Origin of the sequence: Alteromonas sp. H39, from assembly GCF_047556435.1 — a bacterium.
Taxonomy (GTDB): domain Bacteria; phylum Pseudomonadota; class Gammaproteobacteria; order Enterobacterales; family Alteromonadaceae; genus Alteromonas.
This window is the reverse complement of the sequence record NZ_CP180210.1, coordinates 457,211-469,822: the sequence shown is the minus strand read 5'-3', so window position 1 is coordinate 469,822 and position 12,612 is coordinate 457,211. Positions and strand designations below refer to the sequence as shown.

General features: G+C 49.7%; 12 protein-coding genes. 6 read left to right on the top strand and 6 right to left on the bottom strand.

Annotated elements, in window-relative coordinates; translation table 11 throughout:
* Window positions 1-27: 27 nt before the first annotated feature.
* Complete coding sequence (locus ACLBLI_RS01930) at window positions 28-945, bottom strand: Dyp-type peroxidase (RefSeq protein ID WP_414829497.1); 918 nt, start codon at window positions 943-945, stop codon at window positions 28-30.
* A gap of 163 nt (window positions 946-1,108) precedes the next feature.
* Entirely contained in the window at window positions 1,109-2,797 is a 1,689-nt protein-coding gene (gene ggt / locus ACLBLI_RS01925) for a gamma-glutamyltransferase (protein ID WP_414829496.1), read from the bottom strand.
* 322 nt (window positions 2,798-3,119) lie between these two features.
* On the opposite strand from ggt, the gene ACLBLI_RS01920 reads away from it, so the two are divergent.
* Window positions 3,120-3,953: a glycosyltransferase family 2 protein gene (locus tag ACLBLI_RS01920; RefSeq protein ID WP_414829495.1), complete on the top strand. Its 834-nt coding sequence runs from the start codon at window positions 3,120-3,122 to the stop codon at window positions 3,951-3,953.
* 226 nt (window positions 3,954-4,179) lie between these two features.
* On the opposite strand, the gene ACLBLI_RS01915 is transcribed toward ACLBLI_RS01920, so the two are convergent.
* The 3 genes from ACLBLI_RS01915 to glnK all read right to left on the bottom strand — a co-directional run bounded on the left by ACLBLI_RS01915 (window position 4,180) and on the right by glnK (window position 7,616).
* Window positions 4,180-5,682 (bottom strand): catalase, encoded by a 1,503-nt coding sequence (locus ACLBLI_RS01915; RefSeq protein WP_414830881.1) that lies wholly within the window; start codon window positions 5,680-5,682, stop codon window positions 4,180-4,182.
* 318 nt (window positions 5,683-6,000) lie between these two features.
* Window positions 6,001-7,248, bottom strand: coding sequence for an ammonium transporter (locus ACLBLI_RS01910; protein WP_414829494.1), 1,248 nt, complete (start codon window positions 7,246-7,248; stop codon window positions 6,001-6,003).
* 29 nt (window positions 7,249-7,277) lie between these two features.
* Window positions 7,278-7,616, bottom strand: coding sequence for a P-II family nitrogen regulator (gene glnK, locus ACLBLI_RS01905; RefSeq protein WP_012516988.1), 339 nt, complete (start codon window positions 7,614-7,616; stop codon window positions 7,278-7,280).
* A 260-nt stretch (window positions 7,617-7,876) separates the two neighbouring features.
* Between glnK and ACLBLI_RS01900 the strand changes: the two genes are divergently transcribed.
* From ACLBLI_RS01900 to ACLBLI_RS01885, 4 genes are all read left to right on the top strand, one after another.
* Window positions 7,877-8,623, top strand: coding sequence for a hypothetical protein (locus ACLBLI_RS01900; RefSeq protein ID WP_414829493.1), 747 nt, complete (start codon window positions 7,877-7,879; stop codon window positions 8,621-8,623).
* Window positions 8,624-8,947: 324 nt separating this feature from the next.
* Window positions 8,948-9,862, top strand: coding sequence for a pirin family protein (locus tag ACLBLI_RS01895; RefSeq protein ID WP_414829492.1), 915 nt, complete (start codon window positions 8,948-8,950; stop codon window positions 9,860-9,862).
* A gap of 62 nt (window positions 9,863-9,924) precedes the next feature.
* Window positions 9,925-10,047, top strand: a complete 123-nt coding sequence (locus ACLBLI_RS01890) for a hypothetical protein (RefSeq protein WP_414829491.1) — start codon at window positions 9,925-9,927, stop codon at window positions 10,045-10,047.
* Window positions 10,048-10,201: 154 nt separating this feature from the next.
* Entirely contained in the window at window positions 10,202-10,363 is a 162-nt protein-coding gene (locus ACLBLI_RS01885) for a hypothetical protein (protein WP_414829490.1), read from the top strand.
* A gap of 581 nt (window positions 10,364-10,944) precedes the next feature.
* Here the strand turns inward: ACLBLI_RS01885 and ACLBLI_RS01880 are convergent.
* Window positions 10,945-11,379 (bottom strand): VanZ family protein, encoded by a 435-nt coding sequence (locus ACLBLI_RS01880; protein WP_414829489.1) that lies wholly within the window; start codon window positions 11,377-11,379, stop codon window positions 10,945-10,947.
* 204 nt (window positions 11,380-11,583) lie between these two features.
* On the opposite strand from ACLBLI_RS01880, the gene ACLBLI_RS01875 reads away from it, so the two are divergent.
* On the top strand, window positions 11,584-12,495 hold the full coding sequence (locus ACLBLI_RS01875) for a DUF808 domain-containing protein (protein WP_414829488.1): 912 nt from the start codon (window positions 11,584-11,586) through the stop codon (window positions 12,493-12,495).
* The last annotated feature ends 117 nt before the right edge of the window (window positions 12,496-12,612 follow it).

The window sequence follows — 12,612 nt, the reverse complement described above, 5'->3', positions numbered from 1 at the left end:
CGATAACGGGACATCAACCGGTGTCGTTTACAGCAACGCCTGCTGGCGGATAAAAGCAAGTGACGGCGCGAAGAACGCGGCGCCGGTTTCCGCACTGGTATAGTCCAGCCAACGGTCATAATCGCCTTCACCATTGCCGTAGATCTGGCTATGCAGCATGGCTTTAAAAGGCTGCGAACTGGCGGCGCAGCTGACAAAGAACAGTCCCTGCGATACCATATCTCCGTAAGGCATCCCCTGCTTTAACAACGACGGAATATCGTCCCCTACCCCTTTTGCACTGGCGCGCACACAATGGGATGAGGCGGACTGCTCGGGACTTGGCAGATTATGTTCCTGCGTGGTTCCCATAATCTGTTCCTGCTGACGGGTTGCCAGAGAAAACCAGCGACGTAAGTCATGCCGGAAGCGCTGAACGTGAATGTAACTGCCACCGGCAAAGTCTTTATCATCATCGCCAATAATCGCCACTTCCCGTCGCTTCATGCCCCGTGGGTTATCCGCAGCATAGATAAAACCATTGAGATCCCGGCCATCCAGATATCGAAATCCGCGAATTTGCTCAACCAGTTCGGTGTGCAGCCTTAACAGCTCCATCACTTCGATGCCGATAGCGTGGCAAATATCCAGACGATCCGCGCGGATCTGAATGAACAAGTCACAGGGCATCACTGGCGCACTGCGATCTTCACATTGCATATCTGGAAAAGGGGTCAGTTCAGTCGGTATCAGTCCAGGATAAAGCTCGCTCCAGTAATTCGCTCCCACCGCTATCATGCCGGTTACCATCGCTTCGTAGTGTTCGTTTTCGTGGTGGTCGAATATCTCAAGCACCCGAGCAAGCTTCGCCCGTACAGCCTGGCTGTCGTCATCGACAACGTTTAACAATAAGTATTGTGCATGCAGGTTGGGTTCGGCGCACACGCCTTTTTGCGGTTGTGTCATGCTTGCTCGTTCTAATCCCAGTTGGACTGTTGTTATGATTATTCAGTGAAACCAGCAAGTGACCGGTTTCTTGTCTGAGACTGTGAGTTATTGCGCTGCATATTTTGTGACGACAATCCGCCTGTATACACACAACACAACAACAAACAGTTTCAAGTGTGGCCTAATAGCCTGCTGCTTGTCCATCTTTTCGGCTTTCTGAGGCACCAATGTAAACTTTCTCTTTAGGATCCCAGCCGATAGCCTGATAACCGCCGTATGCGCCGAGAGTTTGCTGTAGTGTGTGACCACGTTCCATCAACTCACGCTTTACCTTTTCATCTATGCCCGACTCCAGACTAACAACGCCGCCATCGCGCATCAGTTTACCGGTAGGACTGCTGGAACCAGAATGCAATATGCGCGGCGCATCCCCGGCTTCCTGCAGATTCATCCCAAAATCGATAACATTCACCAGAATTTGTGCATGCATCTGGGGTTGGGTTGCCCCGCCCATCACACCAAAGCTCAGAAACGGCTTCCCATTACGGGTTACAAAAGCAGGAATAATGGTATGAAAGGGGCGCTTTGCAGGCGCGTACTCATTGAAGTGATTCTCCTGCATGGTAAATAGCTCGCCGCGGTTTTGCAGAATGAAGCCCAGCCCCGGTGGCGTCATGCCTGATCCCATTCCGCGATAGTTACTTTGGATGAGTGACACCATATTGCCGTCTTTGTCCGCCACCGTCATATAAATGGTATCGCCTTCGTACATCCCTGCATCTACGCGGGTAGCCGCCTTATTTGGATCAATGAGTTTCTGCCGTTCGGCGGCGTACGCTTTCGAGATTAACCAGTCTACAGGAATATCATTGAACGCAGGATCGGCATAAAACTTCGCCCGATCTTCAAACGCCAGCTTTTTTGCTTCTACAAAGGTATGAATATAATCGGCGGAGCCAAAGCCCATTCCTTCTATATCGTAACGCTCAAGAATATTCAGGATCTGAAGTGCGGCGATACCCTGGCCATTGGGCGGTAGCTCATACACTTCGTAGCCGCGGTAGTTTGAAGATACCGGCTCCACCCAGTCGGACGTATGGGCAGCCAAATCTTCATAGCTTAAAAATCCGCCCTGTTCCTTCATGTAAGCACTGATTGTACGTGCGATATCGCCTTTGTAGAACGCATCACGCCCGCTGGTCGCTATTTTTTCCAGCGTCGCCGCCAGTGCTGGATTCTTAAAGACTTCGCCCTTTCGTGGCGCGCGCCCCTGCGGCATGAACACCTCGGAAAAGCCGTCATACTCGCCAATGCGGTCCACATTCATTTGCCAGTAATACGCAATCAGTTCACTTACCGGAAATCCATCGCGGGCATAGCGTATGGCAGGTGTCAGTATCGTGGTCATTGGCAACGAGCCGTACTTTTTATGCAGCTCGAACCAACCATCTACCGCGCCGGGAACTGACACAGGAAGCGGGCCAAATGCAGGAATCTGGGTAAGCCCCTGTTCAGCAAAATAGGATTTTTTCAGCGATTTGGGTGAGCGACCAGAGGCATTGAGTCCGGTAAGTGACTTCGTCTTTGCATCCCAGACAATGGCAAACAAATCACCACCGATACCGTTTCCGGTAGGCTCAACGACCCCAAGCACCGCATTTGCCGCAATAGCAGCATCTATCGCATTGCCACCCTGCTTAAGAATATCCAGCGCTACCTGCGTTGCTAATGGCTGACTGGTGGCCGCCATACCGTTTTGCGCAAACACTTCTGAACGGCTGGCAAACATCTCTCCAGTGATACGGTCGTATGCCTGCACCTGGCTGGCTATGAAAACAAAAAACGCTGCTGCAAGACGGTAAGTATTCATAAATCCTCAGATTTCTTTATTTTTTACAGCATAGCGCGAGTTCAGCAAACAAAGAAGTATTGTAGGGCCTGTTGACGTTGCTGTCTGCTGGGGCTGCGCTGCGCAATATTGGTGCACTACAGGTGTTGGTAGCGTTCTGGGTACACGTACAGCGATTTGTCAACGCAATGAATTCGTTATGCTTTTTACCAATACTGTTACGGTATTTCCGGTTGGCAGGTTTTTCGCTTATGTCTGAGGTTAAACCACGTAATTTTGTTTTGGGTTTTATCAGTATCGCTGCTGATTGTTTTCAACAGCAGTGATGCCCGAGGATGAGAATATGAATCACGACTTCAGCGTTGTCACAATAGTGAAAGGGCGCATCCGCCAGCTTTCGAATCTGATTGCCAGCCTTGAACAATCTACCATTGTCCCCAGCCAGCTAATTGTTGTCTGGATGGGTCCGCCCTGCAGTGAATCTCTGCTTACCAGCGAAAAATTTCATATAGTCCATAAGTTTGTGTGTGGTGAAACTCTACCGATTGCACGTGCCCGAAACCGGGGGTTTTCCGCGAGCGAGTCAGACACCGTCGTTTACATTGATGTTGACTGTCTGGTTGCGCCAACGTTATTTCAAAGCCTGTTATCAGTCGCGGGACCAGGCAAGGTTGTCACCACCAATGTCGCCTTTTTACCCACCGTGCCCGAAAAGGTAGACTATTCAAGGCTGGTAAAAATGGCCTCACTGCCTGTCGCTGAAATTGTAGAAAAAGAAGAAGCTTTTATTGCGTTTCACACCCGGCTTTTCGCCATTCAAAAAGCTGACTTTGACGCGCTGGAAGGCTTTGATGAACAGTTTACCGGCTATGGTGTAGGCGATGCAGATTTCGCAGCGAGGTGTAAAGCTGCGGGGTATATCCTGCATACTGTTGACGATGGCGTGCTGCATCAGTTTCACCCGCGGTTTGAACCACCGGTAAATCACCTGTTTGATATAGTGAATAACGCTGCCCCATACAAGGCGCGGTGGGGCGCCTATCCTTTCAGTCATTACCTTGAGCAGTTTGCAAAGGACGGCTGGATCAACGACGATTACTCACAATCCGGACCGCGGATCCGACGCATTCCCACTGAAAAAGAAATGAAAAGCTATCTGGTATCAAAGCTTGATTAGAAAAACGTCCGCCGTAGACAGACCGCGTGCAAAGTTAATGTGGCCTGTGCGTGAATGTTTGACGTGATGCGCTTCAGTGCCGGTAGGGTGAAGCTGAACCAGCCCAACTCACAACGATAATTTATCGGTTAGCACTGGGGAAATGTGAAGGTTGTGGTGGTTAAATAGAAAAACGCCCGTGCCGGGTAAGCAACGGGCGCATGTTATTTTCCGGGAATGGAAATCCCTATTTATCTTCTAACGGTGTGTTTTCAGTCACCGGCACCGCGTTTTTATCGGTATCCAGCGCCTCATTCGCTTTACGCACACCGGCAGCATAGTCCGGATGTACTTTTTCAAGAACTGCGTACCAGCGTTCTTTCACGGTGTCGGAACATGGTCCCATCGCCGCTGCGTAGTTTTTGTAAAGTCTGTCTTTTTGTTCATCCGAGAACATGTTGTACAGCGCACGCGGCTGCACATAATCAATATCAGACTCTTCCTGATAATAACGATCGGCATCGCCATCAATGCGCAACGGTGGCTCTTTCACCGATTCATCCGCCACCGGTCCCTCATGCTGGTTCGGTTCATAGTACGCATCCGGATTATCAAAATCGTTGGTAAAGAAGCGCATTGCACCGTCTTTGTGATAGTGATTTACCTTCGCATTCTTGGGTGCATTTGCGGGCAAAGCTTCGTAATGCGTACCTAAGCGATAGCGGTGCGCATCCGCGTAAGAAAACACCCTTGCCTGCAGCATCTTGTCGGGACTAAATCCGATACCCGGTACGACGTTAGACGGGCTGTATGCTGCATTCTCGATCATCTGGAAATAGTTTTCCGGAACCTTATTCATTTCCAGCTCGCCCACTTCTATCAGTGGATAATCATCGTGTGGCCAGACTTTGGTTAAATCAAACGGGTTATAGTCCTGCTTACCCGCTTCTTCCTCTGGCATTACCTGAATGTACAGAGTCCATTTAGGGTACTCACCCGATTCTACTGCATTAATCAGATCTTCCTGATAAGACTCACGCGTTTTACCAATGAGTTTTTCTGCCTCTTCATTGGTATAGTGCTCGTGCCCCTGCTGCGTTTTAAAGTGGAACTTCACCCAGAAGCGTTCACCGGCTTTATTCCACATGCTGAACGTATGCGAACCATAACCGTTCATGTACATAGGGTTTTTCGGGATCCCGCGGTCAGACATCAGGATCGTCACCTGGTGCACTGATTCGGGCTGTGCAGCCCAAAAATCAAACATTGCCTCTGGGCTACGCAAGTTCGATTTCGGATGACGTTTCTGCGTGCGAATAAAGTCGGGAAATTTGTAAGCATCACGAATAAAGAAGATAGGCGTATTATTACCTACCATGTCCCAGTTCCCCTGCTCAGTGTAAAACTTAAGGCTGAAACCACGCACGTCGCGCTCGGCGTCGGCGGCACCTTGTTCACCGGCGACGGTAGACCAGCGACTCAGTACATCCGTTTTCTTTCCAATTTCAGAAAACATGTCTGCACAGGTGTATTGGGTAATGTCATGGGTAACGGTAAATGTGCCCTGAAGGCCCCACCCTTTTGCGTGTACCGTTCGCTCGGGTATCCGCTCGCGGTTCTGGTGAGCCAGCTTTTCAATGAGTTGATAATCATCCAGCAACAACGGTCCTCGCGGGCCTGCGGTTTTTGAGGTGTCATTGGATGGTACGGGTGCGCCTGCTGACGTAGTAAGCGTTGGCTTTTTCATAATGCCTCCTGCATGTAGAGAGTTACTATCCTTACACCCAGAAGGGCAATTTCGATTAATCGCTTTTTTATGCGGTGAGCTTGCAAAAATCAGATTAACACTATTTATCTGCGCAAGGATTAGAAATACTAGTCAGGGCAATGCGACAGCTCTTAATGAATGCCCCATGCGGCGTCAGTTGATACTCTCCTTGGACAAAGTAAGCCGGGGATTTCCTGTACCACCGTTAAAATGAAAAAAGCCCCGCAAAAGCGGGGCTCAAAGTTAAGTGAATCACACATTATGGTTATTGTAATTGCTGTGTGTTCGGACTTCCGTCGATTAAGAGCGGCCACCGGTGAAGTCAGGGTAGGCTTCAAGGCCACACTCGCTAACGTCAACGCCGTCAAACTCTTCTTCTTCAGTAACTCGTACACCGATAATCGCTTTGATAATCAGCCAGACTACCAGGCTGGTTACGAATACCCAGACAAAGATAGTCAGTGCACCAATCAGCTGACCGCTGATGCTTGAACCGTCGTTGGTGAAAGGTACCAGAATAAGACCCAGCAGACCGACTACACCGTGAACAGAGATAGCACCTACCGGATCATCAATTTTCAGTTTATCCAGTGTAACAATGCTGAATACCACCAAAATACCGCCGATTGCACCAAAGATGGTGGCTTGCAGAGGTGTTGGTGTTGAAGGTTCAGCCGTAATTGCTACCAGACCAGCCAGCGCACCGTTTAGCGCCATGGTCAGGTCAGCTTTACCAAACATGATGCGAGCCAGGATAAGCGCAGCAATCGTACCACCCGCAGCTGCAGCGTTAGTATTCATGAATACCACAGCTACTGCGTTGGCACTTTCCACTGTGGCCGTTGCCAGTACAGAACCGCCGTTAAAGCCAAACCAACCCATCCACAGGATGAAAGTACCTAACGTTGCCAGAGGCAGGTTTGCACCGGGGATAGCGTTGATTTTGCCATCTGCAGTGTATTTACCTTTACGCGCACCCAGTACCAGAACACCCGCTAGTGCAGCTGCCGCACCGGCCATATGTACAATACCTGAACCGGCAAAGTCAGAGAAACCTAAGTCGCCAAGCGTGTACATACCGAATACCGCTTCGCCGCCCCACGTCCAGGCACCTTCCATAGGGTAGATGAAACCGGTCATGACAACTGCGAAAGCCAGGAAGGCCCACAGCTTCATACGTTCAGCAACTGCACCCGATACGATAGACATTGCTGTGGCAACGAATACGACCTGGAAGAAGAAGTCAGCAGATGGTGCGTAGGTCGCAGGCTCTTCTGCAACGCCTGTTGCGCCGTCGCCCATAATTCCGCTTAGGAATGGACCCCAGTCACCGCCGCCATACATGATGCCGTAACCGCAAACCATGTACATGGTGCAGGCAATCGCAAACAGCGCGATATTTTTCGTCAGAATTTCTGTGGTGTTCTTGGCACGTACCAAACCCGCTTCCAGCATGGCGAAACCGGCGGCCATCCACATGACCAACGCACCACAAATCAAAAAGTAAAAGGTATCTAAGGCATACCCGAGCTCAAAAGTGATTTCCATTGTTTTCTCCGCGTTATCTTTGTTATGGCTTAGAGTGCGTCGCTGTCAGACTCACCGGTACGGATGCGCACTGCGTGCTCAAGGTCATAAACGAAGACCTTGCCGTCACCAATTTTGCCTGTTTTCGCTGCGCCAACGATGGCTTCGACAAGACGCTCGACCTGATCGTCCTGAACAGCAATTTCCAGTTTGACCTTAGGCAGAAAATCCACCTGATACTCCGCTCCGCGGTACAGTTCTGTGTGTCCTTTTTGACGTCCGAAACCTTTCACCTCGGTGACGGTTAAGCCGTCAATACCGATTTCGGAAATGGCTTCACGAACATCATCCAGCTTGAACGGCTTGATGATAGCTGTGACTAGTTTCATGTGTAGCTCCCAGTAGGTAGTGTTTTATGTTGCACGTTGAGTGTCTTGCCAAGCATTAACACAAGAGCTGTGCCACAAATGTATATTCATTAAAATCAGATATTTACCCACTTAAAGCGACATTATATGCTCATTTTTTGCACCATTTTTGTGCACTGGTCATTTTACGCACCCTTTTAATGCAACAATCAAAAGCCGTCAGCAAAAAGCACCTCGCCGATTCGGAACTTTACGCTCAAACACGTGGTCTGCTGTAAGCTATGACGACGTTAACTTTCGATAATTTTCAGTCACCTGCGCGCGACCTCGCGCCTCCGGTGCAAACGCATTCAGTGAAAAAAGTCCTGTTTTTTTCGCTGTTGCTTCATATTGCTCTGGTCGTCGTCATTGCTTCTCAGCCGGGGCCTCCACCTGCGTCGGAAGCCAAACCTGCACCAATTAATGCCCGCCTTTTCTTTCACACGCTACCCCAACCGGATGTGAATGACATTTCACCGACATCAGCGACGCCCGGTGCAGATAGCAGCAGCGCGCAGACAGAGAGAGTCGTCAGCCAGAAGGACACCGGGCCAGATCTGATTCCGGGTACGGTCTCTGATCCTGACGACTTGACGACAACACCAGTTCCGGCAGTTGCAACCGAACCAACAGGCCAGACGTCAGAGCTTCCGAATCAAGTAACCGAAGAACCTGCGAGGCGGATATCGCTGGGTGATATCAATGCCGCCAGAGAAATTTTGCGCCAACAACAGGCAGAAGCCATCGAACGTGATGCCCGTCAGGCTGCAGCGAAATACCAGCGTCTGAAAACACAGCCGGAGATAATCGATCCGCGAAAAGGTCGTGAAGACGAAGAACCTGAAATTAAACCTGTTGAAGTGAATTGTGAAGACACTGCGAAATCCATACTGACGACCATCAGTGGCTGGGCCGGAGGCACCCTGAAATGTTCAAAACGCAATGGCTTTGAAAAATTTGTCGAGAAGCGGGTGAAAAAGGAGAACTAGCTCTGAATGACAATCTGATCTGAATGTCCTTGCACCATTATCCTGTTTATTCATCTTATCCGGTGAAAGCTGGAACCACGCTATGCCACCAGTCAGAGAAGCGTTTCTGTTCGATACGCGCCGGGTGAATACAGGGTGATGGCTACCCGTCGCACGACTGATGGCGTATCGCAAGTAATGGATAAAATGGGGTTTGTTTTCACATCATTTCCCTACTCTTAAGACTTAATTCGCGGTTACACTGAACTGATGAGAGAACAGGCACAACTGGCCCATTTGAACTAGGTTTAGAGGGCTACTACTTAACTATAGCGGAACAGATTGATGAGTAACCTGACTAAATCCACGACGTCAGACTGCCACGTTGAAGACGGTTGCGGCGCCATTCAAGTGATACTAACGCCCAAAGACAAAGATCTTGGTGGTTTTACCGTACGTCGTACCATTCCCACTGTGGGTCATAAAAATATTGGCCCCTGGGTCTTCTTCGACCATATGGGACCAGCGCAGTTCGAGCCTGGTGAAGGTGTCAATGTCAGGCCTCATCCACATATTGGCCTCGCGACTGTTACCTATTTGTTCGAGGGGGAAATGCTGCATCGCGACTCACTTGGCACTGAGGCGAGAGTGATGCCAGGCGATATTAACTTGATGGTAGCTGGCAGGGGTATCGTGCACTCAGAGCGCCAGCGTCCGGAAGTCAAAGCCGCCAACAACAAGCTACATGGCTTACAACTGTGGCTAGCACTGCCCGCAGAGCAAGAGACTATCGATCCTGCTTTTTATCACTACGATCAGAACCAGCTTCCGGTATTCGAGCAGCAAGGCGTGTCTGCCCGGATCATGATTGGTTCAGCGTATGGTCTGACATCACCGGTTATCACACTGTCGCCAACACTTTACGTAGAGGCGCGGCTAAAAGCGGGAAGCGAACTCACATTGCCACATGCCGCAGAGCGTGGACTTTATGTGGTACAAGGTAAGGTGACACTAAAGGATACCAGCTTAGCTGCCCACTCAATGGCAATCCTAAGTGACAACCCGGAAGTAACTATTCGCGCATCCGAAGACAGTATCATTGTTGTGATAGGCGGTGACTCCGTGGGTAAGCGTTTTATGGAATGGAATTTCGTCGCCTCTGATCAAGCGTTGATTACCCAGGCGAAGGAGGACTGGCAAGCCGGACGTTTCGACAGCGTACCAGGTGATGAGGATGAGTTCATTCCGCTGCCCCGGTAGTCGCTACCCGTCAGCTTGTCGCTGGACTATGGATATAACATGCGCTTACATGGGCGGCGAATATGTCGTATTTCATTTTTCAGCAACAAAGTCTGAAAGCATTGTTTAGTTTTAATGAATTTATTTACCGTGCCACCTTCGGTATGTTGTTACAGACAGCGGTGTTGTTGCCGCGTTTAGCTTAAGGGAATAAGCAAACTGTCTGCACAAGTCGTGTGACTCATTTTTCCTGCACTCGCGCCAGGACAGCTCATAACAGACTGCCCTGCCTGCTACACCGCATCTTAAGCTAACAACAATGTTGTCTTCTAGCAGAAATCAGATAAGGAAATATTCATCATGAAAAAGCTATTTTTTGTTTCGGTGATTTGCGCACTGGCCAGCCTGACCGGATGTGCATCCACAGAAGAAAGTGGCGGCGATAAGTCAGCAAAGTCAGAGTCTTCAAAAAGTGCCAGGCACTGCGAGCGCACAGACACCCGCATTCAGCGAGGCTGCTAATAATCAGCTATGATATCCAAATAATGCCGCGTCTGTTCGCGGCTTTTTTACTCACAACAGTCACATACTTTTGATCGTAGATTTGTTCGTATAGTCTTTGATAGTCTGCTGTTAACGACAGCTTGTCAGGGAGAACCTTCTTGTTATGGAAAACACCGACAGCTATTTCGGCTGCCCTCACTGCGGTAAAACAATTAACTATTTCAAAAAAGGGATCCGTCCTGGCAGTAGGGGCAAATGTTCGCATTGTAAAAAACCGGTTCATTTTAAACCAAGCGGTACGCTGATGCTTTGTTGGCTTGCGCCTTTCGTGATGATCAACTGGTCGGTGTCAACCCACTTCGGCAATCTCTTCAGTACTGTAACACTGATACTGACGTTTTATATCTACACGACGTTATTAATTCGAACCCATATTCCGAAATCAGATTAGCCAGTGTAACGAAGGGCCTGTCGTTACACCTATCAGCGTTAAATTTAATTAACTGACGGTATAAACACCGGGAAATTTGCAGCACTGGCTTTGAGTGTGATGTGCCTTTCCCTCCCGGGGGTTAACAGCGTTTATAAGCGTCAGGCGTTTACAGGCTCTGCCTCTCTTTCGCGAATATCGACCTTTCACGTTGCTTTCGCTGTCGACGTCGGTTAAGCAGATAACACAGTCCGCAAGCCGCCAAAATACCGATTAGATCCGCCATATAGTCACCCATATCCATCGTGCGGTTTGGAATAAAACCCTGCGAGACTTCTTCGACAGTAACAAACAGCCACACCAGCATCGCCCCAACATAAATGCGGGTATTCATAATCCTTAGCGTTCTGAACCCCAGCGCCACAGTTACCAGTAGCGTCAGCGTGCCGAACAGTCCTACGTGTCCGACTTTATCACCCAATGGAAAACTGGCGACGAAGTCAAAAAACACACTTGGCTGTGCCCGGTTTGCCATCGAGATAACCCAGAGAATAAAACCGAAAAAGCCCAATGCTGCGATAATGCTCAGCCCACGAATAATCATTTCCATCTTTCCTGATGTTAGCGGTAGCGCCAGCCTAAAACGTAAATGTGGCAGCATTCTGGCAATGTGAAGCTTTTTCGGGTTGGACGACTTCCCCGCTGAGGGGCAAAACAAAACGATACCACCTCTTAGATACGCCAATGTTGCCATCTACACATAGTCATCTTATGCTGCGGCTTTTGCAGTATCACGGAACGACTTCTCATGGCAGCAGCTAACCTTCTTGCTCTACTCGACGACATTGCCACGATGCTTGATGACATTGCCGCAATGTCGAAAGTGGCAGCCAAGAAAACCGCGGGTGTGCTGGGCGATGATCTCGCACTGAACGCCGACCAGGTACGGGGCGTAAAAGCTGACCGCGAGTTGCCGGTAGTCTGGGCGGTAGCCAAAGGATCGTTACTCAATAAGGTTATTTTAGTGCCTGCCGCACTGCTTATCAGTGCGCTGTTACCTGTATTGATCACCGTTCTTCTTGTGGTAGGCGGGTTGTACCTGTGTTTTGAGGGCGCAGAGAAAATTCTGCATCGCCTGATGCCCCACCACGACGATGCCCAGAGAACAAAAACACTGGCTACGCTGGCAGATGAGAACATCGATCTGGTCGCGTTAGAGAAAGATAAAATCAAGGGCGCCATTCGTACCGACTTTATCCTTTCAGCAGAAATTATCGTCATAGCGCTTGGAAGCGTAGCGACAGCTGACTTCGCAACCCAGGTAGGTGTACTTTGCGCACTGAGTATTGCCATAACCGTGGGCGTTTATGGCTTGGTGGCGGGTATTGTAAAAATGGATGATGTGGGCCTTTACCTGTTGCGTAAGTCGCTAACCGGTGATTATAACCATGCTCAGCGTCTCGCCGGCCGTGCCCTGTTAATTACCGCCCCCTTATTAATGAAGACACTGGCCATCGTCGGCACCATTGCCATGTTCCTGGTGGGAGGCGGCATCCTCACACATAATATTGCTTTTATTCATCATCTGGCAGAACAGGTCATTGCCATCGCCCCGGTATGGCCGCTGTTAACCAGCATTCTGTTCGATGGTCTTTGTGGTATCGTCGCTGGACTCATCATTGCCGGTTTGCTGCATCTTTTCACGCTGATCCGCCGCTAGTTCGTTTTTTGCCGATGGTGACGACACGTCACCACCAAAGAACTGGTTAAATTGACCACCGAAGAGGTCAAAAATACGATTATTTCGCACACCCAGATCTCGCCCACATTCAGCGAC